Source organism: Paenibacillus xylanexedens (assembly GCF_001908275.1).
GTDB lineage: Bacteria > Bacillota > Bacilli > Paenibacillales > Paenibacillaceae > Paenibacillus > Paenibacillus xylanexedens_A.
Genome location: NZ_CP018620.1, coordinates 6730783 through 6753712, shown reverse-complemented (window position 1 = coordinate 6753712; position 22930 = coordinate 6730783). Strand labels below are relative to the sequence as shown.

Genomic DNA, 22930 nt, shown 5'->3' with positions numbered 1-22930 from the left:
AAGATTTGACCCATGGAACTGGTATTTGAGAATATCCCCTTCTTTCTGAAGGGGGCTTATTATACGCTGTATGTAACTGTGATCTCCATGTTTTTTGCGTTCATCATCGGGGTGCTTGTTGCGATTGCTCGTTTGAAGGGACCGATGTGGCTTAGGTTGATCGCAAGGTTTTATGTATCCATCATGCGGGGAACCCCGCTGCTGGTGCAATTATTCGTCATTTATTACGGATTGGTCGATTATGGAGTGACCTTGGGATCACTCACGGCTGCATGTCTGGGACTGAGTCTGAATGCAGGTGCATTTCTCTCAGAGACCTTCCGTGGAGCTATTCAGGCTGTACCAAAAGGACAGACAGAAGCTTCATATGCAACGGGAATGACCCCGGCTCAAGCAATGAGACGGATTATCTTCCCGCAGGCTGTGCGCATTGCCATCCCGCCGATGGGGAACACCTTTATTGGCATGTTGAAGGAAACTTCACTTGTGGCGGCGATTGGTGTTACCGAGTTGTTGCGTTCAGCACAACTGCTGGTATCGCAATATGCATTGAATATGCCTTTTTATCTGGCTATTGGTGTGATCTACTGGATTATGAGTATCGGCTTCTCGGCCATTCTGGAACAAGTGGAGCGCCGGTTGGCCCGGGCTTACTGATGGGAGGAGAGAACCGATGATTACAACAACTGGACTTACCAAACGTTTTCAGAAAAATGAAGTACTTACGAACATCGATCTTCATGTCGATGCCAAAGATATTGTTGTGTTGCTTGGCCCAAGTGGTTCCGGCAAGAGTACCTTGCTACGCTGCCTGAATGGACTGGAAGAGTTGTCCGGAGGACAGATTGAAGTGAACGGCATTGTGGTTAACAGCGCAGATCCGCTGCGAGTCCAGCGTGCCCGGGTACTGGAGATTCGTCGCCAGACCGGCATGGTCTTCCAGCAATTCAATCTGTATCCGCACAAGACAGTGCTGGGTAATGTGATGGAAGGTCTCATGACGGTGAAAAAAATCAAACGTGACGAAGCGGCTGAACGCGGCCGGATTCTTCTGGATCGGGTCGGCTTGTCGGACAAGCAGGATGCGTATCCATCCCGATTGTCCGGTGGACAACAGCAACGGGTCGCCATTGCACGTGCACTTGCAATGGAGCCGGAAGTGATGCTGTTTGATGAGCCCACTTCAGCTCTTGACCCTGAACTGGTCGGAGAGGTACTTTCCGTCATGAAGGAGCTTGCAGAGGAAGGTATGACGATGCTGGTTGTGACGCATGAATTGAAGTTTGCCCGTAATGTGGCGAACAAAATCGTCTTTATGGCGGACGGCTCAATTGTGGAAGAAGCAAGTCCACAGGCCTTCTTTGAACAACCGAAGCAAGAGCGCACGCGTCGTTTCTTGCAACAGATTACTGAATTTTGATAAAGATAACAGTGATCGGAAGAACGAACGTACTCGGAGCGGGTATTTAAGGTCATGAACGATATCAGTTCAACTAAACTTTTTGCACAAGAACGGAGAGGACAGAAGAAACCTGAAGAAGCGGAGCGTGCGCCTTTATCCCCTGATTTTCCCCTTGAAGAAGGGAATCAAAAAAATCTGGGGATAACAGCGATCGGAAGGTTATTCTGTCATCGGAGTGGCAAGTGCAAACCTTTTTCGCTTGAACTTAAACTATTGTAAGAAAGAAGGATAACATCATGAATGTAACAACCGTATGGAAAGGCAAACGCGCGTTTACTTCCGAAGGACCCTCTGGCTACGCGGTTGGCATGGATGCCACTGCTGCTTATGGTGGTGACAGCAAGGGAGCTACCCCGATGGAATTGTTACTGGCTGGTCTCGGGGGCTGTATGGGAATCGATATTACGATGATTCTGGACGCTTTCCTGGACAAAATTGAGTCGATTGAGATTGAAGCACAAGGCACACGTAGTGAAGAGATGCCTAAAGGGTTCACATCCATTGATCTGATCTTCAAAGTCGATGGGGATATCCCGGATTATCGTATCTGGAAAGCCATCCAAATGGCTGAGGAAAAATATTGTGCAGTTTCCGCTTCGCTGAGCGCCGATATTCATCCTAAACTGATCCTCAATGGGGTAAGTACACCTCGTCCTTAATAACACACGAACAGATTCTATACTAAGCAGGCACTTCCAATCGCGGGAGTGCCTTTTTTGGCTTTTCTAACACTTCAACAGGGATTTCGCCCATCTAGGAGTCACTAAACTTCTATCAGTAGAAAATAATTCGGTAAGCCCAGTCGCCATGTTAATGGCGGCCTCTTTTACTAGAGGTAGGTTGGCTTACGGCCTGGCAATATAGTACCCATTGCAATGACAATCCGAATTCTGACGGTTATGTGGTATGATTAATTCTGAGGACAGAACATCCTGATCCTGCTGTTTATATGTAAGCGCTTATACAGATGACGGAAGGTGCAGACATGTTGAAAAGGTTGATACGAACCACTAATAATCTCAAATTAAAGCATAAATTGCTCATTTCCTATGTACTAGTTGTCATGATTCCGGTCCTGATTGTTGGTCTTGCTGTGACCAGTTATTTTCGCCAGCAAGCCCTGGACAACGCGATAGGACAGACAATCATCAATGTGGACAAGATTAAGAGCCAGACGGCAACCATGCTGCGTGTACCAACCGATATATCCAATCTTTTAATGTTTAATGCGGATCTCAAGGAGATCGTGAATAAACGGTACAAGAGCGTTGTAGAGTTAACCTCAGCGTATCTTGCATACAAAGACTTTCAGGAGTACAGGCGTTTGTACCGTGAGATAGCGGGCATTCGTTTTTACTCAACTAACCCAACATTGATCAACAACCTCGAATTCATCCCGGTAGATAAGCAGACGGAAGAGAGTTACTGGTACCAACAGGCACTGAAAACAACCAGCATCGGGTGGTTCTACATTCCGGACAAGGAAGATAATCCTGTACACAAGCTCAGCCTGGTGCGCAAAGTACCTTTTGCCGAGTATCGGACCGAGGGCGTGTTGATGATTGTGATCAATCAGGATGAGCTGAATGGATTGTTGCGTCAGGAACAGTTCGAGACGATGATTACGGACGAGCAGGGGTATGTGGTTGCAGCCAAGAATACCGAGCTGGTGGGTAAAACGCTGGATGAGCTTGATTTTGGCGTCGATCTGCAGAATCAGGCAAAAGGCACCATAGAGGGTGATTTTCGGGGGAGCCATCCAACATTGTTATTGATGAGCTGGGCCCTGGATCGAGTATGAACAGCCTGAAGGTGATTTCGGTTTTTGCCACCAAAAATATCGTCAAAGACGCCAACACGGTCAGCATGATTGGCATGATTTTCATTATCCTTGTGCTGGTTATCGCCCTATTATTCGTATATATCATCTCGTTCCTCACTTCGAACCGATTGCTCCGGCTGAGTAAACATCTCAACAAGCTGGCATTAGGAGACCTGAACGTGACTTCGCGGATTGATGGAAACGATGAGATTGGGCAACTGTCACGACAGTTCAACTATATGGTGAAAAGTATCAATGAACTCATGACGCAGGTGGTAGAAGCGACCGAACAGAACAATCAATTGGAAATCGCCCAAAAAGAGATTAAACTGAAAATGATGGCGAGCCAGATCAATCCACATTTCTTGTTTAATGCACTGGAGTCCATTCGGATGAAAGCGCATATCAAGGGAGAAGCAGAGATTGCCAACATCGTCAGGCTGTTGGGCAAGCTAATGCGCAAGAGTCTGGAGATTGGCAGTGGAAAAACAACCTTCCGGGCTGAACTTGAAATGGTACGTTCCTATTTGGAAATTCAGAAATTTCGTTACGGCGACCGCCTTGCATTCCAGATCCATATCGATCCTGAGGTGGAGAAGATGTACATTCCGCCTCTAATTATTCAACCTTTGGTTGAGAATGCGATTGTCCATGGTCTGGAGAACAAAGAGGGCACAGTCCGTGTTCATATAAGTATTCGTTTAGTAGAGAACATTGTGCAGATCCGTGTGGATGACAATGGTGCAGGCATAACGCCAGAACGACTGGCTGAGGTGATGCAGTTTATCTGTGGACCGGAGGAACAGGAGAAGAGTCGGATCGGCATGCGTAATGTACATCAACGCTTAACACTGACGTACGGCGAGCCATATGGAATACAGATTAAGAGTGTATATGGGGAAGGAACAGAGGTTTCTTTCACTTTGCCAGCAGGAGGGGACCAACATGTATAAAGTGTTTTTGGTGGATGACGAACCGAGCATACGTGAGGGACTGACAACCATTATCGAGTGGGGAAAATACGGATTCCAGGTTATCGCTACAGCTGCCAGCGGGCGTGAGGCCATCTCCCGGTTTGAGGAATTGGAGCCTGATCTGACGATTATTGATATTCGCATGCCCGGTATGACCGGGCTGGATGTGATTGAAGAAGTGCGCCGGAATCATCCGGATTCGCACTTTTTGATATTGAGTGGTTACGCGGATTTTGATTATGCCAAAAAAGCCATCAGTTTTGGTGTGGATGGTTATCTGCTCAAACCGGTGGATGAAGAAGAGATTATTGGTGAACTGGAGCGTATTGCTACAATCCTGACCCGTGAACGGGAGACAATGGCACGTCATGCTGGTGAAGATATCGTCTTTCGGGAGCATCAGATCGAGGCTTTGCTCTTTGACAGTCTGGAGGGTGCGGGCAGCATGGAAGAAGATAGTCTGGGGCTGCATTGGCCTCACTATCAGATTGTGCTGCTTGAGATGCATGTAACCCCCGACCTGCAACGGGGAAGTGTTATGAAACGCAAACTGATTGAAGCATTTGACCATAAAGACCGAGGTATTGTATTCTCGTTCCATTCCGGTCTGGGGCTGTTAAGTAAGGAAATAATCACATCCGAGTCATCTGCAAGAAATCTGTATGATGAGCTGGAAGGACTGCTAGGAGAATGGGAGGTTCACATGTATGGTGCTGCAGGAGAACCCGTACATTCCACTTCTGAAATTGCGCAGTCATACACGCAGGCAAATCGTTTACTCGGGGAACGCTTCTTGTTCACGGAGCAACGCATCATTCTGTGGACTGAAGGCAGCGAAGGCCAAAGCGTTGTTAAACCAGAAGTTGAAGCTGTGGACGGAGCACATGAGCCAGTTGAGGACGAACTCGCGGACAAGCTGTATTATGCGTTAGACATCCGCAGTAGTGAGTCCGTTATGCGGGTGCTGGGTGAGATGGAAGAGCGCCTGGTTCCATATCACCGAACAGAGCAAGCGATTAAGACGGCGTTCTCACAGGTGTTTTCCCTGGCGTTCAACAAACTTGCAGCGACGAATCAACATATGCACTCCATTATGCAGGAACATTCGGTTCTGATTAATGAAGTCTATCATCAATTTACGATGTCTGATCTCAAAGTCATGGCATCGGAACATTTGAATCGACTTATTCAACGTATGGGTGGGGGAAGCAAAGATACTGTATTGAAACAGATGATTGAATTTATCCAGCGTAACCCTGGCGAAAATCTCAAACTCGAAGTACTTGCTGAAGTGTTTAACTATAACAGCAGTTACTTGGGTAAGTTGTTCAAGAATCATACTGGAGAGTATTTCAATGCATTTCTGGACAAGGTTCGTATGGAAAAAGCCAAGGAATTGCTGGATGAAGGACTGAAGGTCCATCAGGTCGCGGCTAGAGTGGGGTATGCAAATGTGGACTACTTCCACGGTAAGTTCAAGAAATATGTAGGGGAATCCCCTTCCGCTTACAAACAGGCCAGAACCCAATCAACGTTGAAAGGAACGGCTACGGATACAAACGAGGAATAAGTACGGAGCGCTGGGCATTGCCCTTGCCTATTGTATAAAACGTTTTCGATATTTCTGAGAAATTTCCATATTCATCATATTGTCCATGCACTTCCCATGATAAGCAATGGTCACGGGATGCTTCACATCTTAGACTGGATTTACAAGAATCCAGATGAAGGGATGGCTATACGATATGAATTTGCCTGATACAAGTGCTGTACGTCATACATTGAACTTAAATGGAACATGGCAGTTTCGTTTGGATCGGGAGTCCGATGAACTCGTTGAACAAGAGATATTACCGCCATCACAGTGTGAAAATACATCATGGGAGACCATTCAAATTCCCGGTTCATGGGAAGAGCAAGGATACGGAGATGAGCCTGAATACGAAAGGCTCGATACCTGGACCAAGGTACGCGAGTATGAAGGCTCAGCCTGGTATGCTCAGGATGTGCATGTTCCATCAGACGATCCCGGATGCCACTATGTATTCAGATTGGAAGGTGTCCGATGGACAACGAATCTCTGGATCAATGGACAGTATGCCGGGCAGCAGGATAGTCTGGTGAATCAACAGAAGTGTGATGTTACCTCTCTGGTGAAGCAGGGAGAATTGAATCGTGTGGAGATCCGCGTGGATAATACGATGAAACTTCCGCTGGCGGGTAGCCATATTCATTCATTGCATACGGCCACAGCCTGGGGTGGAATCACGGGTGGTGTTTATCTGGACAGTCTGCCCCCATGCCGATTACAGACGTTACGTATTCAACCAGATGCTGAGAACGGAACCATTCTGGTTGATTGTACTGTAAGCGCTCCCTCAAATGAATCGGCTAGATCGATCCAATTACATGTGGATATCCAGCATCCGGAGGGCACATGGCTTGATCGATATAGTTGTAATGTGAATCTGAGTGATCCATCACATTTGGATATAAGCTCATCAGGTTTAACTGAAAGTAACGTTGTAATAGATCAGTGGCGATTGGAACTTGGAACCGAGAAGTCTATCGCAAGATGGTCGGATGAATCCCCTGAATTATACAAGGCAGTGATCCGTCTGCATGACGGTGAACAGGAACTGGATCGGCTGGAGCAATCGTTTGGTGTACGTTCCTTTGCAACAAACGGGAAGCAGCTTGAACTGAATGGGATACCAGTATATCTGCGTGGGTACGTCGATTGCTGTATCTTTCCACTGACGGGTTATCCCGTATGGGACAAGGAGCATTATCTTCAGCAGTTTCGAGTGGCCAGATCGTATGGCTTCAATCATGTCCGACTGCATGGGTGGAGCGCGCCAGAACCATTCTGGGACGCAGCTGATGAAGAGGGCATGCTGGTGCAAGCAGAACTTCCCCATTGGTCTCGTTTCTTTGAACAATCGGATCAGTCTGCGCCAGCTGAAGTATTGACTTATCTGACACAAGAACTGGACGGGTTGCTTCAGTCGCTGCATAGACATCCTTCATTCGTCATGTTCTCCATGGGGAATGAACTCCTTGGTCCGAATGGCCATCCTGAACTCAATGCACTGGTATCGAGGGCAAGGGATACAGACCCCACTCGCTTATATACGGACAATACAGGTTTTGGACAGCTTCCGGCGCAAGGGCGGGAAGGTGATTATTATATTCAGTCGTTGAACTGGCATCCCCCGTTGGAATCCGCATATTCTGCTGTGCCGGATACCACGCTGGACTACCATGCAGTCACCCGGCTTGCGGAGCATCCCGTCATTGGGCACGAACATGCACAGTACACCATGTATGTGCGGCCCCAAGAGCGAGCCAAGTATACTGGCGTATTGCGTCCTAGCTGGTTAGGGCCGATTGAAGAATCGTTAACAAACAAAGGCATGATCGAGGACCTAGAGCATTTTCAACAGGTCAGTGGTACCCATCTGGTACGTTCCTTAAAAGAAGCCATGGAGCGAATTCGGCGAACACCGGACGCTGCGGGTGTACAGCTTCTGGACATTCGCGATTTTCCAGGGCAGGGACATGCTACGACGGGCATTCTGGATGTATTTTGGGACGACAAAGGCATTACAACACCTGAAGAATTCATGTGGTTCAACGCAGATGTGGTGCTGTTGTTAAGCTGCAAGGAGCGTACATTTTACGCCGGAGAACCCATTCATGTCGATGTACGCATCTCTCACTACGGTAAGGAGCCGCTTGAGGACACGGTCATTCAGTGGAGGTTAATAAGCGATGATGTGATGCTTACTGAAGGGGCATGGAAGACAGGAGATATCCAATGTGGGTCTGTCATGTCACTGGGAAGCATCGTCGCTACCGCTCCTCATGAAGGGGCAGCATCTTTTCGGATCGAAGCGGAGCTGATATCAGGCGATTCGGAAAGAACTGTAGCGAATGTATGGCATGGCTGGTCGTTTCCTTTTTATCAGTCTCATCCGGGTTCGAATCGGTTCTGGAATACCGTGGCAGAGTTGAAGCCATTATTGGGTGAAGCGCATGATGATTGCGTAGATCGCATCGATGGATTCCAGTTGTTGAAAAATCGGGAGATTGACTTGGTTATCGTTCAGTCGTTAACACCCAATGTCGTTGATTATGTGGTCAACGGGGGGAGTGTTTGGCTACAGCCAACCGCAGAAGGGTTATATGATTCAGTGGAGACCAAGTATCTGCCTGTATTCTGGAATTACCTGATGTTTGCTACACAGCCTGGTGCAACGATGGGCATATATTTGAGAGATCGGCCAGCACTACTAGGCTCCTTCCCGCATGATGGGGCTTCGGACTGGCATTGGTATCACTTGGTGAACGGTACACCAGCGATATGTTTGGATACGTTGCCCGGGGTGGAGCCGCTGATCGAAGTGGTGGACCATTTCCATCGGGCCAAACGACTCGCTTATGCCTTTGAGGCAAAAGTAGGGAAGGGCAAGATTTTGATATCCTCACTTCCGTTTGCCAATCTGGCTGTAATGAAGCGTCCGGAAGCCGCCTACTTATTTCAGGAGATACTTGCGTATCTGAATGGAGATCAATTCCGTCCAGCAACCTCCATATCCGTAGCACAATTACTCGGCATCGTTAAACTGCAAACCATTCAATTTACATTGTAATCTGAGGGACCCGAAAGGGTCCTTTTTGTATGCCATGTAATTGAAGTAAACGATTACTATAAAACGTTTTCTATATCTACCACTTTAGATAGTATTTTACCTTAATATTACTTTTATATCATTTAAAAGTTGAATTTATCACTGATTTTAACGAATTAATGTCTGATTATATATGTCTATATCTAATTTTTATATGATTTTCTCTAAAATCCAGATGGTATTTTGAAAACGCTCTATCGAGTATGATTATTTTATAAAACAGAGGAGGGGGAACGGAGATGGAAACGCTAACAAAAAATTCCGCTTCCGCGAACAGAAGCAGTGACCCCAAACCGCCTTTAAAGAATCGGCGGAACGGAATTTGGGACAGAATGAAACAGCAGAAATATCTCTATCTCATGTCATTGCCATTCGTAGCTTGGGTTTTCGTATTTAACTATCTGCCACTATGGGGATGGACGATGGCTTTCCAAAATTATAAACCTGCCAGATCATTTGGTGATCAAGAGTGGGTTGGTTTTAAACACTTTGTAGAGCTGTTCAGTGATGATCGTTTCTATCTGGTACTTCGTAATACGCTTGCAATGAGCTTGATGGGACTAGTTGTCGGTTTTATCGTACCGATATTCTTCGCTATTCTCCTGAATGAAATGAGAGGCATGTTCTTCAAACGTGCCGTGCAAACGGTATCATATCTGCCTCACTTTGTATCCTGGGTTGTTGTAGCCGGGATCATTACGAAGATGCTCTCCACCGATGGAGGGATTATCAATGATCTATTGGTAGGACTGAACATTATCGATCAGCCGATCCAATTCATGGCCAAGGGGAACTTGTTCTGGTACATTGTAACCGCTTCAGATATGTGGAAAGAAACCGGTTGGAATGCCATCATCTATCTGGCGGCGATTACAGGTATCGACAATGAGCTGTATGAAGCTTCCCGTGTAGATGGAGCCAACCGCTGGAGACAGATGTGGCATATTACGCTGCCTGGCATACGGACCACGATTTCTGTACTTTTCATCATGTCGATTGGGCATCTGATCAGTATCGGTTTCGAGAAGCAGTTCTTGCTTGGCAACAGTCTGGTCACAGACTACTCGGAAGTACTTGATCTATACGCGCTCAATTATGGTTTGAATATGGGACGATTCTCGTATGGTACAGCCATAGGTATATTCAACTCCGTTGTCAGTATCATCCTTCTGTTTACTGCAAACGGCTTGTTCAAAAAATTCACAAAAGAAAGCATCATGTAGGGAGGGGACGACATTATGGCGAACAAAGCATTCAATGCTACTCGGGGCGATAAACTGTTCGATATATTCAACATCCTCGCGATGACCATGGTGCTGGTTGTAACACTTTATCCATTCCTTAACGTACTAGCTATCTCACTCAATAACTCGACAGATACAGTACGTGGCGGAATTTACTTGTGGCCTCGCGAATTCACATTACAGAACTACAAAACGATTTTCCAATATGATGGATTGTTACAAGGTTTGCAGATCTCCATTCTGCGTACACTTGTAGGTACCGTGCTCGGATTGATCAGTTCATCCATGATCGCCTTTACACTGAGCAGACCTGATTTTGGACTTAGAAAATTTGTTTCCACAACACTCGCGCTCACGATGTATTTCTCCGGTGGTCTGATTCCGGTGTACATTCTGATGCGTGACTTGAACCTGATCGGTACATTCTGGGTATATGTATTGCCTGGCATGATCAGTGCATTTAACGTGTTCATCATCCGTTCATTCATTGATGGCCTGCCATACTCATTGCAGGAATCCGCGAAGCTGGACGGAGCGAATGACTTTACAATCTATTACAGAATCATCTTGCCACTGTGTAAACCAGTGCTTGCTACCATCGCATTGTTCCTGGCTGTAGGTCAATGGAATGCGTGGTTTGATACGTACCTGTATAATGGTTCAAAGGCACATTTGACCACGCTCCAATATGAGCTGATGAAAGTATTGCAAAGTACACAGCAGGGCTCAGGTGCTGGACGAAATGCCAATGATATGGCACAGCAAATGACACAGATTTCACCGGAATCGATCAAAATGGCGATTACGATCGTTGTAACGGTTCCAATCCTCATTGTATATCCATTCCTTCAGAAGTACTTTGTTGGCGGTATGACACTGGGCGCAGTAAAAGGTTAAACAATTGGGTACAGGCTGCCACATAGAGCGGCCGTACATCTACAAATGAAGCATCAGGATACCCGAAGCGCAGCCATTTGGTCTGCGCTTCACCGTATAGGGCTGCGGTGCGGTATTCATGAAGCTATAGACAGGGACAAAAAAGTCCCGGACAAACAGACATATGAAACAGGGAGGATTACCATTATGGCAAGTTCCAAAATGAAGATTGCACTGGCACCAGTGCTTGCAATGTCTTTACTCGCAGGTTGCGGTGGAGGAAGCGGCAGTGATACGTCGTTCAAGGATACAAGCGCAGAGACAACTCCACTTACTTTTGATTTCTTCAGCGTTGACCCCAGTCCGAACTGGAATGGCATGAAGGATGAAGTAGGTAAAGTCCTTACGGAAAAAACAGGGATAACCCTTAACGGTGAATTTGCCGTTAGTGGTGGTCAAGATAAAATATCCTTAATGGCGGCGAGCGGAGACTATCCGGATATTGTCTCCCCCAAAGGAGAACTCAGCAAACTGGTGGATGCCGGAGCAATGCTCGATCTGACAGATCTGATCGACCAATATGCTCCCAATCTGAAGAAGCTGTATGGTAATTACATGGACCGGTTGAAATACAGTAATGAAGATCAGGCTATTTATGTGCTGCCAACGTATTATGCGGTAGACCAGAAGTACTTTGATGCAGGTGGTGGATTTGGCATTCAGCACCGTGTACTGAAAGAACTCGGATACCCGGAAGTGCGTACACTTGAGGATTACGAGAATGTATTAAAGGCGTACAAAGAGAAACACCCAACAATTGATGGTCAGCCAACCATCCCGTTAACACTGGACGCGGATGATTGGAGAATCATGATTACCGTAACGAACCCGGCCTTCCAGGCAACAGGTGCTCCGGATGATGGTGAATACTACATCGATCCAGAGACGTATGAAGCAAGTCTGCATTACAAACGTCCAGAGGAAAAAGAGTACTTCCGCTGGTTGAACCATATGTACAACACTGGATTGCTGGATCAGGACAGCTTTATCCAGAAAACAGACCAATACAAATCCAAAATTGCAAGTGGACGTGTTCTGGGTGTCATTGACCAGGATTGGGGTTACTCCGATGCAGAAAATGCATTGAAATCCGCTGGTAAGACTGAAGCAACGTATTCACACTTTCCAGTAACCCTGTCCGAGGATATCAAGGATCATGCCTACCAAGACCCTGGTTTTGTATCCGGTTGGGGTGTAGGGATTACAACATCGAATCCTGACCCGGTTCGTACGATCAAATTCTTCGATTACCTGGCTTCTGAAGAAGGGCAAGTGCTGATGAACTGGGGAATTGAGGGCAAACAGTATGAAGTGAAGGACGGCAAACGTGTCATTCCTGCCGACATTCTGGATCAGAAAACCAATAATGCAGCCGTATTCCAGAAAGAAACCGGTATTGGACTGTACACCAATATGTCCGGTCACTATGGAGACGGTGTGAAGGATTCAACGGATAACTACTACACTACGAATTTCCCTGAACAGATCGTGGCAGCATATTCTGATGCAGAGAAAGAAACACTCAAAGCTTACGGTGCTACGACGTGGAAAGATCTGTTCCCGAGTGAAGACGAGTTCCCAATCAAACCATGGGGAGCAGCATACAATCTGCCAACACCAGGTGACTCCAACTACAACGTCATCTTCAAGAAAACACAGGATATCATTCGGAAACGTATCCCGGAAGCCATTCTGAGTACTCCTGAACAGTTCGATGCGATCTATGACGGCATGATTGCAGAAGTGAACCAAGCAGGAGCAGAGGATATGGAGAAACAGTATACAGAACTCGTTCAAAACCGTGTTCAATTGTGGAGCGGTGAAGAGGCTAAATAAACGATTAGCAATTCAGATCTAAAACGAAAAAGAATCCAGAATATCTGGGTTCTTTTTTATCTAAAACGTTTTCTAAAAAACGTTTTCAATTTTATAAATTCACTATTGACAAGGGATATAGGAGCGATTATTATTCAAGTATGAAAGCACTTACATTTACTTGTGCAACAGGTGGCATACACCTGAATCTCAAAGTAAACATTTGCAGAATGAAGAGAAAATAAGGCAAGAAGAACATTTTTTTATTTTTAAGAAAACACTTCTAATATTATAAAAACAAGAAAATTACATTTGTTTCATCTGGTCACGGTATGTGCAGGTCAGCCTGTTATACAAATATACAGCTTCATTAATATCCATAAGGGGGATTACACATGAAGGGCAAAACACCAAAAACATTCGCAATGCTTCTGTTAGCCAGTGCTCTTGCAATTACAGCAGGATGCAGCGGAGGAGGAACTAACGCTTCAGAGAAACCGGTTGATTCCGGAGATACAACCAGTCCAGTGACCTTTACATTCTTTGGTGCAGACGCGAGTCCGAACTGGAATAACATGAAGGATGCTGTCGGTCAAGAGATTACTAAGGCAACGGGAGTTACAATTGAAGCTGAGTATGATGTGAATAATGGTGGTGACCAAAAGATTCCTTTGATGGCTGCCAGTGGTGATTACCCTGATATTATCTATCCTAAAGGCAACTTGTCTAAGCTTGTGGATGCAGGCGCGATGCTGGACCTGACCGATCTAATTGAGGAGCATGCTCCCAACTTGAAAAAAATCTATGGTGATCAGATGAACCGTCTGAAATACAGTTTGGAAGATCAAGCCATTTACACGATCCCGACGAATATGGGTGTAGATAACGTTGAGTTTGACGCTAGGGGCGGATTCGAAATTCAACAAAGAGTATTGAAAGAGCTTGGCTACCCTGAAGTAAAAACGCTTGAGGACTACGAGAACGTACTGAGAACGTATTATGAAAAACATCCAACGATTGATGGTCAACCGACTATTCCGTTAACATTGAATGCGGATGACTGGAAAATTATGATTACGGTAACGAACCCTGCATTCCAAGCTACTGGTGGACCGGATGATGGTGAGTATTATATTAATCCTGAGACCTATGAAGCCGTTCTACACTACAAACGCCCTGAAGAAAAGGAATATTTCCGTTGGTTGAACAAAATGTACAATGAGGGTCTGCTTGACAAAGATACATTTGTTCAAAAGGATGACCAATACAAATCCAAAATTGCCAGTGGCCGTGTACTCGGTCTAATCGACCAGGAGTGGAACTATGGTGAGGCAGAGAATGCTTTGAAATCATCTAACGGTGGCGATAAAACATATGCCCACTTCTCCGTGTCCTTGAACAAGGATATTGTGGATCATACGTTCCAACCGACAGGATTTGACGGTTATGGTATCGGAATCACAACTTCGGCCAAAGATCCGGTACGTATTATCAAATTCATGGATTGGCTTGCTTCCGATGAAGGTCAGGTCCTGAGAAACTGGGGCGTTGAAGGCCAACATTACCAAGTCGAGAATGGGAAACGCATCATTCCGGCTGACGTACAAGATCGCAAAACCAATGATAACTCTGCTTTTACCAAAGAATCAGGCGTAGGCATGTATAACATATTTAGCGCCAGATACGGTGATGGTGTGAAAGATGCCACGGATAACTACTATACAACGAACTTCCCTGAACAGATTCAAGCTGGTTACACTGCCGCTGAGAAGGAAACGTTGAAAGCCTATGGTATTACAACATGGAAAGATTTCTATCCTTCCGACGATGATCTGAAGCTGAAAGATTGGGGCGCAGCATACAACATGCCTGTACCATCTGACACGGATTACAACGTAACGTTCCAGAAAACACAGGATATCGTACGTAAACGTATTCCAGAGGCGATCCTTGCCAAACCTGAGAACTTCGACAGCGTATATGATAGTCTTCTGGCTGAACTCGATAAAGCGGGTGCAGTGGAGATGGAGAAACAATACACGGTTTGGATCAAGGAACGTGTAGCTCTCTGGACTGGAAAAGATGTGAAATAAGCTTGAAAACCAAGCATGAAAGTTAAGGATTTTCATAGCAAAAAAAGCCCTTGAGAAAGGGCTTTTTTTATTGTTGACGTGAGGTGATGGATAGCCTATAATCTATCATGTAAGCACTTTCAGTAAGCGGTTTATTCCATTTCCGAAAACGTTTTACGTTTGTTAGAAGAAGAATCTTTCTTTTTGCAGAATCGAAACGTAAGCTTCAGTAAACACGTCGGAATGAACGATACCGAAAGCGCATTCAAAAAAAGTGGTATCCTCAGGCATAAAGCCTGTTATACAGATAAAACCTTCATAAATAATAGGGGGAACTAGACAATGAGAGGCAAAATGAAAGGCAATACACCCAAGACGTTTGCAATGTTGATGCTCGCAAGTGCAATGTTGGTTACAGCTGGTTGTGGGAATTCGGGAACCAAAGAGACTTCGGAGTCCAGCGGAACCGAACCGATCACAGTTACATTCTTCGGGGCGGATGCTAGTCCAACCTGGAACAAGATGCAAGATGCTGTTGGTAAAAAGATTACGGAGCAAACAGGCGTTACCATTGAAGCAGAGTATGATGTAAACGATGGTGGTAACCAGAAGATTGCGCTAATGGCTGCCAGTGGTGACTTTCCTGATATGATCTACCCTAAAGGTAACTTATCTAAGCTTGTGGATGCAGGCGCGATGCTGGATCTCACGGACCTGATTGAGGAGCATGCTCCCAACCTGAAAAAAATCTATGGGGAACAGATGAACCGTTTGAAATACAGTCTGGAAGATCAAGCGATCTATACCATTCCAACCAATATGGGTGTTGATAATGTTACGTTTGACGCTACAGGTGGATTTGAAATTCAGCAAAGAGTATTGAAAGAGCTTGGATACCCTGAAGTGAAGACACTTGAGGATTACGAGAATGTACTCAGAGCCTATTATGAAAAACATCCAACCATTGATGGTCAACCAACCATTCCATTAACATTGAATGCAGATGATTGGAAAATCATGATCACGGTAACGAACCCGGCTTTCCAGGCAACAGGTGCACCGGATGATGGTGAATATTACATTGACCCTGAAACGTATGAAGCAAAATTGCACTACAAACGTCCAGAGGAAAGAGAATATTTCCGCTGGTTGAATAAAATGTACAATGAAGGCCTACTGGACAAAGATGCCTTTGTTCAAAAGGATGACCAATACAAGTCCAAAATTGCCAGTGGCCGTGTCCTCGGTCTGATTGACCAAGAGTGGAACTATCAAGAAGCGGAGAACGCGCTTAAATCATCGGGCAAGGATGATGCCACATACGCTCACTTCTCTGTATCACTTAACGATGAAATTGTGGATCACACGTTCCAACCAGCGGGCTTTGACGGTTATGGCATTGGGATCACAACTTCGGCCAAAGATCCAGTTCGTATCATTAAATTCATGGATTGGCTTGCTTCCGATGAAGGACAAGTTCTGAGAAACTGGGGTATCGAAGGCGAACATTACAACGTAGAAGATGGTAAACGCGTGATTCCAGATGACGTACAGGACCGCAAAACGAATGACAACTCCAATTTCAGCAAGGAAACAGGAATTGGGATGTATAACGTATTTAGCGCAAGATACGGTGATGGTGTAAAAGATTCTACAGATAACTACTACACAACCAACTTCCCTGAGCAGATTGTAGCTGGTTATACGGCTGCAGAGAAAGAAACGCTGAAAGCTTATGGTATCACGACTTGGAAAGAGTTCTATCCGGCTGAAGAAGATCTGCCAGTTAAGGATTGGGGCGCAGCTTATAACATGTCCGTACCTTCCGGTACAGACTATGAGGTAACGTTCCAGAAAACGCAGGATATCATCCGTAAACGGATTCCGGAAGCTGTTCTGACTACACCAGCCAACTTTGATGCAACCTATGATGCTTTACTGGCTGATTTGGACAAAGCGGGTGCAGTTGAAATGGAGAAACAATTTACGGTTTGGGTTAAGGAACGTGTCTCACTGTGGACAGGAAAAGACGTAAAATAATATGGATTGTCTGTGATCCATGGTTACACAAGGAAAGGGCCCTATAGGGGCCTTTTTTTTGTGTAATGATGTGATGATTTGCATTGACGCAAATTTTGAAATCACATATAATTTTATTATTGTAAGCACTTACCGAAAACGTTTTACGTCATAAGAAATATACAGCTGATTTAGGAACAGGAGCTAATCATGTCCCAACACAATAAACAAACTAAAATCAATCGTCTATGGTATCGACAACCGGCAAAACGCTGGGAAGAAGCATTGCCCATCGGAAACGGCCGTCTTGGAGGCATGGTGTACGGTGGCGCAGCAGATGAACGAATTCAGCTCAATGAAGATACATTATGGTCAGGGTTTCCACGGGATACGATTCAATACAGCAGTCAGCGGTATTTGAAGCAGACGCGAGAGTTGATCATTTCTGGGCAGTATGGTGAAGCTGAAGATTTGTTGAACCGTGAAATGCTTGGCCGTGATGTGGAGGCTTACCAGCCGATGGGTCATTTTCTATTGCACCATAAGGGTCTGGAGAGTCTTTCATATGATGCATTTGAACGGGAGCTTGATCTGGAATCGGGTATTGCAACCACAACCTACTCATTGGAAGGAACTCGTTACGTACGTGAAGTGTATTCCAGTGCTTCGGATGATCTAATGGTCTGCACATTGACTGCTGATCAGAAGGGCGCTGTGAATGTAAGTGTTACGCTAGACAGTCCCCATCCTTATCGCGTTGAGACTTCGGGAGATGCTCTAACCATGTTCAGTCGGTGCCCAAGTCATGTGGAGTCCAATTACTTCAGAGATCACCCGGAATCCGTCCTCTACGAAGAGGATCGGGGAACGGCTTATGCTGTCCGTGTAGCATTTACGGCATCTGGCGATCAGGTGAAGGTCTCCAATCTGGAAGGCAAGTTACATATTCACGGTGCTGACCAGGTTGTGTTTTATCTGGAAGCGGCTACCTCCTTTGAGAGTTACGATGTGTTACCTGTGAAGGATCATCTTGTATTGGAAGAGGAATGCAAGGAGATGATCTCCAAAGCGACCACACATGGCGTGGAAGCGCTTCGTGACCGACATATTCAGGATCATAGCGCGTTGTTTAACAGAGTCTCTATTGATTTAGGGGTATCGGCTAACGCCGAATTACCTACAGATGAGCGGCTGCAGGCTTATCAGGCAGGGCAACAAGACCCTGGACTGGAGGCGCTTTATTTTCAATATGGAAGATATCTGTTAATGGCTAGTTCGCGTCCGGGCAGCCAGCCTGCCAATCTGCAGGGAATCTGGAATCATCAGGTAGAGCCTCCATGGCACAGTGACTACACGATCAACATCAACACGGAGATGAATTACTGGCCAGCGGAAGTCTGTAATCTCAGTGAATGCCATGAGCCGCTGTTTGATATGCTGACCGATCTCAGTGATACAGGACGAAGAACGGCGCGGATTCTGTATGGAGCCCGTGGATGGACTGCCCATCATAACGTGGATATCTGGAGAACCACCACGCCTACAGGTGGAGCCGCGAGCTGGGCATTTTGGCCGATGGGCGGTGTGTGGCTGACCTCGCATCTATGGGAACATTACCAGTTTACCGGTGATCAGCGTTTTCTTGAGGAACGTGCGTATCCCATCATGAAAGAGGCGGCGCTGTTCTGTCTCGATTGGCTGGTGGAAGGGCCTGATGGTTATCTGGTTACGATTCCATCCACTTCACCAGAGAACAAGTTTCTCACAGATGCTGGGGAGGCACGCAGTATATCCATGGCTTCAACGATGGATATGAGTTTAATTCGTGAACTGTTCACCCGCTGTATAGAGGCCACGAAGCAATTGAATCTAGATGAGTCATTGGCAAGCGAGTGGGGTGAGGCTCTGAACAAACTCTATCCATTCCGAATTGGAAGCGAAGGACAATTGCTGGAGTGGTTTAAGGATTTTGCCGAATCCGAGCCAGGGCATCGTCACGTCTCCCATCTGTATGGGCTGTATCCGGGGGAGCAGATCAATCGAGTGAACACACCGGAATTGGTAGAAGCAGCACGGGTATCGCTTGAACGTCGTATCTCACAAGGTGGCGGGCATACAGGATGGAGCTGTGCATGGTTGATCAATCTGTATGCACGACTGCTGGATAGCAGCCAGGCACATCAGTTTGTGCACACGTTGCTGGCCCGATCCACACATCCGAATCTGTTTGATGACCATCCACCATTCCAGATCGATGGTAATTTTGGTGGCACGGCCGGAATCGCGGAGATGTTATTGCAGAGCCACTTGAACGAGTTACATTTACTCCCGGCACTACCTGAACTCTGGACTCAAGGTTGTATTGAAGGGCTTCGAGCACGGGGTGGTTATACGGTAGCTATAACGTGGACGGACAACAAGCTTGCGTCAGCGGTTATTAAGGCAGATCGAAATGAGTCGCTGACCCTTCGCAGTGCTTATCCGCTGCGTGTGGAAGGAAACGAACAAGCCAAGGCAGAGCTTACGCCTCAGGGCGATTATGTAATTATTTTAACGATGACCGCAGGACAGACGATCCGCGTGTCATCATGAGACGGAGGAGCCAACCATGACGATTTTTAAATTTCCGCAAGATTTTCGCTGGGGAACAGCAACAGCTTCCTATCAAATAGAAGGAGCTGCACAGGAAGGTGGACGCGGGGTATCCATCTGGGATACGTTTGCGCGCACACCTGGCAAGGTATATAACGGAGACAATGGGGATGTCGCATGTGACAGTTACCACCGTTACGAGGAAGACATCGAACTAATGAAGAAACTCGGGATTAATACGTACCGGTTCTCCATTGCCTGGCCGCGTATTATTCCTGACGGAGATGGTGAGATCAATCGGGAAGGTCTGGACTTCTACCATCGCTTCGTGGATGCATTGCTAGAAGCTGGCATCGAACCGTTCCTTACCCTGTATCACTGGGATCTTCCACAAACGCTGGAGGATGACGGAGGCTGGGGCAACCGCAGAACTGTGGATGCCTTTGTGAAATATGCCGAAGTGATCTTCAAAGAATTCTCTGGCAAAATCAACTTCTGGCTGACATTCAACGAACCATGGTGCATCGCGTTCCTGTCGAACCTTCTCGGGATTCATGCGCCAGGAAACAAAGACCTGCAGACGTCAATTAATGTTGCTCATGGATTGCTGGTCGCTCACGGTAAAGCTGTTCAATCCTTCCGTCGTTTGGGTACAACCGGTCAGATTGGTATTGCTCCGAACGTATGCTGGGCTGAGCCGTACAGCAAATCTCCTGAGGATCAAGCTGCGTGTGATAGATCAATCGCGCTCAATACCGACTGGTTCCTTGACCCGATCTACAAAGGCTCGTACCCGCAGTTTATGGTGGATTGGTTTGCAGAAGCGGGTGCTACCGTACCAATTCAGGAAGGCGATATGGAGATTATCTCGCAACCGATCGATCTGCTCGGCATTAACTATTACACGATGGGGATCAATCGCTTCAATCCGGAGGCAGGTGCTCTGCAATCGGAAGAAGTTGATATGGGCCTCACCAAAACTGATATTGGCTGGCCTGTGGAATCACGTGGTTTGTATGAATTTATGCATTACTTGCAAAAGTACGGCAATGTGGATGTATATATCACAGAGAATGGTGCCTGCATCAATGATGACCTGGAGAACGGAAAAATTAACGATGATCGCCGGATTTCATATTATGAGCAGCATTTGGCTCAAATTCACCGCATCATTAATGACGGGATTAACCTGAAAGGGTACATGGCATGGTCACTGATGGATAATTTCGAGTGGGCAGAAGGCTACCGTATGCGTTTTGGTCTTGTTCATGTGGACTATCGTTCACTCGTGAGAACACCGAAGGAGAGTTATTACTGGTATCAGAACGTCATCAAGAATAATTGGTTAGAGACACGGAACGAACATAATCCCCAATAGTTTGGGTGGCAGGATTTAAGGGTAGAGCAGGTCCTCATTATATATGGTTCCCTTATTAAAGCTGAGAACGACGGTAACATTGGAGTATTCCAATGTGTCGTCTTTTTTTTGTATTTTTACCGTTGGAAATGAGTAGTTCATAAAGGTTTCATAAGGTCAAGTGCAGTTCCTGTTATGAAGAGACGTTTTTTGGGTTATAAGAAGTATGAATGAATCGAAAAATGTTTTGTCAACGGTAGAAATGAAAATAAAGTGTCCAAATTGCGAATAAAATTTGAACATTTGTTGACTAAAAATCATACTGATGTGGTATATTGGTATAAGGAAAGCACTTACAAAAAGGGAAAAGGAAGTGTTTACTATGGCATCGAAGACAGCAATGGTCAGCCAATTGGAGCGCAAAGACAAAAATATGCGGCGCGCCGTCTTGACGATGACAGTTCTGGCATGGGTCGCACTCATTACGGGAGTGATCATGTGTCTGATCAATCTGAACGAATTTAATGATCGTAATCTTGGCTTGATGGTTGGTATTGGATTCCTTGTAGGTAGTGTGTTTATTTACGTTATTGCCAAAGCGATTGGCCTTGTTCATACACGCCGGGAAGACGAAGGCGCCGATTGATTATAATCCTGCGTTAATTCGTTCATAATAAGACTGGATAAGTTCCCGGAATCCAGTCAATAAAGCCCTTTGCGGATTCGTTGACACTGTTCAACGGGACTGCAAAGGGTTTTATTTTGTGACTTGATGTGTAAAGATTACGAAGTACAAATATCAAGCATGCAAGCGATTTGTGAGAAAAAATTCACACATTTAAGGTGTAAAATCGACAAATTTGTTAACAAGAACAAAAAAGTTGTTCATTTCTGATATCTTTAGTAGGAAGAGAGTAGTATACTGATTTTTCAGTATGAGCGAATTTAAGGAGAGGGGATCAAAATGAACAAGAAACCTAGGTCGCTAATCCGGATTATCATTCCGGTTGTCCTGACGTTGGTTACAATTGCATTGATTGTCTGGCCAATGCTGGCAGGCGGACAGTACGTTGTTCTGGATCCGAAGGGGCCAATTGGCGCTTCGCAGAGAGATTTGATTGTCATTTCGACAATTTTGTGTGCTGTCATTATTGTGCCAGTACTCATTTTGTCTGCCGTAATCGTATGGCGTTACCGCGATAAGCCGGATAACAAAGCAGCTTATGAGCCTAACTGGTCTCATAGTACGAAGGCAGAGGCAATCTGGTGGACGGTTCCAATTATTATTATTGGAATACTTGCAATTGTAACGATTCGTTACACTTATGTTCTGGAACCTTCGAAGCCGTTGGCTCACGAGAAAGCACCAATTACCATCCAAGTGTCTTCACTGGACTGGAAATGGCTGTTTATGTATCCAGAACAAGGAATTGCAACGGTTAATACGTTGAATATTCCGGCAGATCGGCCTGTGAAATTTGAGCTCACCGCGGATTCACCGATGAACTCATTCTGGATTCCGCAGCTTGGTGGACAGATTTACACGATGTCGGGTATGGCGATGACCTTGTACTTGCAGGCAGATCACGAAGGCAAATATTGGGGTTCAGGCGCTAACTTCACAGGTGAGCATTTTGGAGAAATGCGTTTTGATGTGAATGCTACATCGGACGAAGATTTTGACAAATGGGTAGCTGAAGTGAAACAAAGTTCCCAGGAATTGACCACAGAAGGTTACAATGCACTGGCTGAGCCAGGAACAAGCAATGTTGCTTATTATTCTGCCTTCCCAGAAGGATTGTTCCAAAATATTGTGACCAAGTATGTAGTAGATGGTCAAAGTGCTCACAGTAAGCATGGAACTTCAAAAGAAGCTTCTGGAGCCATTCAAAATGCAACTGATACGTCCAATCAAGACGAGGACAAGAGTGCTAACTAAAGAT

14 protein-coding genes and 1 pseudogene are annotated in these 22930 nt (G+C 45.8%); all 15 read left to right on the top strand.

The window, feature by feature from the left end; translation table 11 throughout:
* Positions 1 to 12: 12 nt before the first annotated feature.
* The 15 genes and pseudogenes from BS614_RS29490 (at position 13) to cyoA (ending at position 22926) form a co-directional block, all read left to right on the top strand.
* The gene (locus BS614_RS29490) at positions 13 to 657 is read left to right on the top strand and encodes an amino acid ABC transporter permease (protein ID WP_074096487.1); all 645 of its coding nucleotides are present in this window, start codon (positions 13 to 15) and stop codon (positions 655 to 657) included.
* A 16-nt stretch (positions 658 to 673) separates the two neighbouring features.
* Positions 674 to 1420 (top strand): amino acid ABC transporter ATP-binding protein, encoded by a 747-nt coding sequence (locus BS614_RS29485; protein ID WP_074096486.1) that lies wholly within the window; start codon positions 674 to 676, stop codon positions 1418 to 1420.
* 278 nt (positions 1421 to 1698) lie between these two features.
* Positions 1699 to 2121 carry an OsmC family protein gene (locus BS614_RS29475; protein ID WP_036606882.1) on the top strand — a complete coding sequence of 141 codons (423 nt, stop codon included), beginning with the start codon at positions 1699 to 1701 and terminating at the stop codon, positions 2119 to 2121.
* A gap of 326 nt (positions 2122 to 2447) precedes the next feature.
* Positions 2448 to 4237: pseudogene (locus tag BS614_RS29470) on the top strand (sensor histidine kinase).
* Positions 4230 to 5828, top strand: a complete 1599-nt coding sequence (locus BS614_RS29465) for a response regulator transcription factor (RefSeq protein ID WP_074096484.1) — start codon at positions 4230 to 4232, stop codon at positions 5826 to 5828. Before BS614_RS29470 ends, BS614_RS29465 begins: the two are co-directional and overlap by 8 nt.
* A 175-nt stretch (positions 5829 to 6003) precedes the next feature.
* Entirely contained in the window at positions 6004 to 8913 is a 2910-nt protein-coding gene (locus tag BS614_RS29460) for a glycoside hydrolase family 2 protein (protein WP_074096483.1), read from the top strand.
* 278 nt (positions 8914 to 9191) lie between these two features.
* Positions 9192 to 10175: an ABC transporter permease gene (locus tag BS614_RS29455; RefSeq protein WP_074096482.1), complete on the top strand. Its 984-nt coding sequence runs from the start codon at positions 9192 to 9194 to the stop codon at positions 10173 to 10175.
* Positions 10176 to 10190: 15 nt separating this feature from the next.
* A complete protein-coding gene (locus BS614_RS29450; protein WP_036606894.1) occupies positions 10191 to 11093 on the top strand; it encodes a carbohydrate ABC transporter permease in 903 nt (300 codons plus the stop codon).
* Between the two features lie 186 nt (positions 11094 to 11279).
* The gene (locus tag BS614_RS29445; protein ID WP_074096481.1) at positions 11280 to 12968 is read left to right on the top strand and encodes an ABC transporter substrate-binding protein; all 1689 of its coding nucleotides are present in this window, start codon (positions 11280 to 11282) and stop codon (positions 12966 to 12968) included.
* Between the two features lie 374 nt (positions 12969 to 13342).
* Positions 13343 to 15040 carry an ABC transporter substrate-binding protein gene (locus tag BS614_RS29440; protein ID WP_074096480.1) on the top strand — a complete coding sequence of 566 codons (1698 nt, stop codon included), beginning with the start codon at positions 13343 to 13345 and terminating at the stop codon, positions 15038 to 15040.
* Between the two features lie 321 nt (positions 15041 to 15361).
* Positions 15362 to 17059: an ABC transporter substrate-binding protein gene (locus tag BS614_RS29435; protein ID WP_017692217.1), complete on the top strand. Its 1698-nt coding sequence runs from the start codon at positions 15362 to 15364 to the stop codon at positions 17057 to 17059.
* Between the two features lie 189 nt (positions 17060 to 17248).
* A complete protein-coding gene (locus BS614_RS29430) occupies positions 17249 to 19630 on the top strand; it encodes a glycoside hydrolase family 95 protein (protein WP_074096479.1) in 2382 nt (793 codons plus the stop codon).
* Between the two features lie 16 nt (positions 19631 to 19646).
* The gene (locus BS614_RS29425; protein WP_074096478.1) at positions 19647 to 21008 is read left to right on the top strand and encodes a GH1 family beta-glucosidase; all 1362 of its coding nucleotides are present in this window, start codon (positions 19647 to 19649) and stop codon (positions 21006 to 21008) included.
* 361 nt (positions 21009 to 21369) lie between these two features.
* Positions 21370 to 21633, top strand: a complete 264-nt coding sequence (locus BS614_RS29420) for a hypothetical protein (RefSeq protein WP_036606904.1) — start codon at positions 21370 to 21372, stop codon at positions 21631 to 21633.
* Positions 21634 to 21951: 318 nt separating this feature from the next.
* A complete protein-coding gene (gene cyoA, locus BS614_RS29415) occupies positions 21952 to 22926 on the top strand; it encodes a ubiquinol oxidase subunit II (protein ID WP_074096477.1) in 975 nt (324 codons plus the stop codon).
* The last annotated feature ends 4 nt before the right edge of the window (positions 22927 to 22930 follow it).

What these genes read in the sequence shown, in the direction of transcription:
- BS614_RS29490 (WP_074096487.1), top strand. Translation starts at nt 13, where the DNA reads ATGGAACTGGTATTTGAGAATATCCCCTTCTTTCTGAAGGGGGCTTAT.
- BS614_RS29485 (WP_074096486.1), top strand. Translation starts at nt 674, where the DNA reads ATGATTACAACAACTGGACTTACCAAACGTTTTCAGAAAAATGAAGTA.
- BS614_RS29475 (WP_036606882.1), top strand. Translation starts at nt 1,699, where the DNA reads ATGAATGTAACAACCGTATGGAAAGGCAAACGCGCGTTTACTTCCGAA.
- BS614_RS29465 (WP_074096484.1), top strand. Translation starts at nt 4,230, where the DNA reads ATGTATAAAGTGTTTTTGGTGGATGACGAACCGAGCATACGTGAGGGA.
- BS614_RS29460 (WP_074096483.1), top strand. Translation starts at nt 6,004, where the DNA reads ATGAATTTGCCTGATACAAGTGCTGTACGTCATACATTGAACTTAAAT.
- BS614_RS29455 (WP_074096482.1), top strand. Translation starts at nt 9,192, where the DNA reads ATGGAAACGCTAACAAAAAATTCCGCTTCCGCGAACAGAAGCAGTGAC.
- BS614_RS29450 (WP_036606894.1), top strand. Translation starts at nt 10,191, where the DNA reads ATGGCGAACAAAGCATTCAATGCTACTCGGGGCGATAAACTGTTCGAT.
- BS614_RS29445 (WP_074096481.1), top strand. Translation starts at nt 11,280, where the DNA reads ATGGCAAGTTCCAAAATGAAGATTGCACTGGCACCAGTGCTTGCAATG.
- BS614_RS29440 (WP_074096480.1), top strand. Translation starts at nt 13,343, where the DNA reads ATGAAGGGCAAAACACCAAAAACATTCGCAATGCTTCTGTTAGCCAGT.
- BS614_RS29435 (WP_017692217.1), top strand. Translation starts at nt 15,362, where the DNA reads ATGAGAGGCAAAATGAAAGGCAATACACCCAAGACGTTTGCAATGTTG.
- BS614_RS29430 (WP_074096479.1), top strand. Translation starts at nt 17,249, where the DNA reads ATGTCCCAACACAATAAACAAACTAAAATCAATCGTCTATGGTATCGA.
- BS614_RS29425 (WP_074096478.1), top strand. Translation starts at nt 19,647, where the DNA reads ATGACGATTTTTAAATTTCCGCAAGATTTTCGCTGGGGAACAGCAACA.
- BS614_RS29420 (WP_036606904.1), top strand. Translation starts at nt 21,370, where the DNA reads ATGGCATCGAAGACAGCAATGGTCAGCCAATTGGAGCGCAAAGACAAA.
- cyoA (WP_074096477.1), top strand. Translation starts at nt 21,952, where the DNA reads ATGAACAAGAAACCTAGGTCGCTAATCCGGATTATCATTCCGGTTGTC.